The organism is Corallococcus llansteffanensis (assembly GCF_003612055.1).
Taxonomy (GTDB): Bacteria; Myxococcota; Myxococcia; order Myxococcales; family Myxococcaceae; genus Corallococcus; species Corallococcus llansteffanensis.
The window spans coordinates 1-1,840 of record NZ_RAWB01000960.1; the positions used below are offsets into that span (position 1 = coordinate 1).

General features: G+C 71.9%; 2 protein-coding genes. One reads left to right on the forward strand and one right to left on the reverse strand.

Annotated elements, in window-relative coordinates; all coding sequences use genetic code 11:
- Positions 1-917: chloride channel protein (locus tag D7V93_RS42485; RefSeq protein ID WP_120648621.1), on the forward strand; the 917-nt coding region annotated here is incomplete at its 5' end.
- 9 nt (positions 918-926) lie between these two features.
- Here the strand turns inward: D7V93_RS42485 and D7V93_RS42490 are convergent.
- Positions 927-1,840, reverse strand: a 914-nt coding sequence (locus tag D7V93_RS42490; RefSeq protein ID WP_120648622.1) for an NAD-dependent epimerase/dehydratase family protein, incomplete at its 5' end; no start/stop codon positions are given.

Here is a 1,840-nt window from a genome sequence, read left to right on the forward strand (position 1 = left end):
CGCTGGGCGTGGGCTACACCAACATTGAGGACATCCTGTCGGGCCGCTTCGTGGGCACGGCCATGCTCGTGTTCTGCGCGCTCAAGTTCCTCTCCTGGTCCGTCGCGCTGGGGAGCGGGACGTCAGGCGGGACGCTGGCCCCCCTCTTCACGCTCGGCGGCGGGCTGGGCTCCGGCCTGGGGCTGCTCGCCACGCAGGTGTTCCCGGGCCTGGGCGTGGACGTGCGCGTGGCGGCGCTGGTGGGCATGGCCGCGCTCTTCGCGGGGGCCTCGCGCGCCCTCTTGACGTCGGTGGTGTTCGCCTTCGAGACCACGCGCCAGCCCATGGGCCTGCTGCCGCTGCTCGCTGGCTGCTCGACGTCCTACCTGGTGTCCGCGCTGCTCATGCGCAACTCCATCATGACGGAGAAGCTGGCCCGGCGCGGAGGCCGCATCCCCACGGAGCTGGGCCCGGATGCGCTGGGACAGGCGCTCGTGCGAGACCACGGCCTCAAGCCCGTGGTGACGTTGCAGGCGGATCAGCCCCTGGAGGCCGTGCGCGCGTGGCTCGCGTCGGACGTCGAGGGCGCCCACCACCAGGGCTTCCCCGTCGTCTCCTCCGAGGGCGCGCTGCTGGGTGTCGTGACCCGCAGGGATCTGCTGGACGGGAAGGTGGCCACCGGCCGGCGGATGAAGGACCTGGTGAAGCGCCCGCCCGCGGTGGTCTTCGACGACAGCTCCCTGCGCGAGGCGGCGGACCTGATGATGGACGAAGGCGTGGGCCGCCTCCCCGTCATCTCCCGCGCGCAGCCTCCGCGCCTCGTGGGCATCCTCACCCGCAGCGACCTGCTCGCGGGCCACCGGCAGCGCCTGGAGAATGCCCGCCAGCGGGAACGCGGCCTGAGCACCGCGCGGCCTCCCACGCCCCGGCCCGCCTGACGCGCGGCCTCACGTCGTCGCGGTGACCGCCGCCGGATGCGCCCGGGCCTGCTGCTCCTCCCGCAGGGCCGAAAGCGTCTGGCGGATGCCCTCGGCGTAGGGCGTCTTGTGCACGGTGCCCAGCAGCCCCCGCAGCGCGGAGTCGTCCATCAGCACGGGGTTCGTGAGCAGGTAGTACATCTCCACCAGCTCCCGCATGAAGGGCTGGAACAACCCCAGCAGCCGCACCATCCCCTTCCCCATCGTCATCATCTTCGCGGGGCGGCCCACCTGCGCGTAGAGCTCCTTCACCAGCTCGCGCTGCGTGGTGACGCCCGCGCCCGCCAGGTTCCAGAAGCGCCCATACGCGCGGGGCTCGTCCATCAGCGCGGTGACGATGGGGCCCACGTCGTTCACGAAGACGAACTCGTGCGGCATGTCGAGCGGCCCGATGAGCGGGGCGCGCTTGCCCTCGAGGGCGGCCACGAAGGCCCGGTACAGGAAGCTGCGCTCCGTGCCCGGCCCGTAGAAGTCCGGCAACCGGAGGATGGTGCCCCGGATGGAGCCCGCCGCGTCAGCCGCCAGCAGCAGGTCCTCCTGCTCCTTGCGCATGCGGCCCTTGTACGTGTTCGGCTCGCGCGGATGCGCCTCCGTCACCCGTTCGGTGCGCGGCAGGCCATACGGATACACCGTGCCGATGAGCACCACCCGCTCCACCCCTTCCGCGATGGCCGCCTCCAGCGTGCGGCGCATCAGCTGCGGGTGCAGGTGGAACTTCCAGTAGTCCACCCCCACCATGTAGACGATCGTCTTCACGCCCCGCGCCGCGGCCCGGATGGACGCGAGGTCTTCCGGGTTCCACGTCACCAGCTCCGCGCGCGGATCCGCCCCGTACTGGTGCTGCAGGCCATTCATCGAGCGGCCCACCACCCGGTACCCCCGCC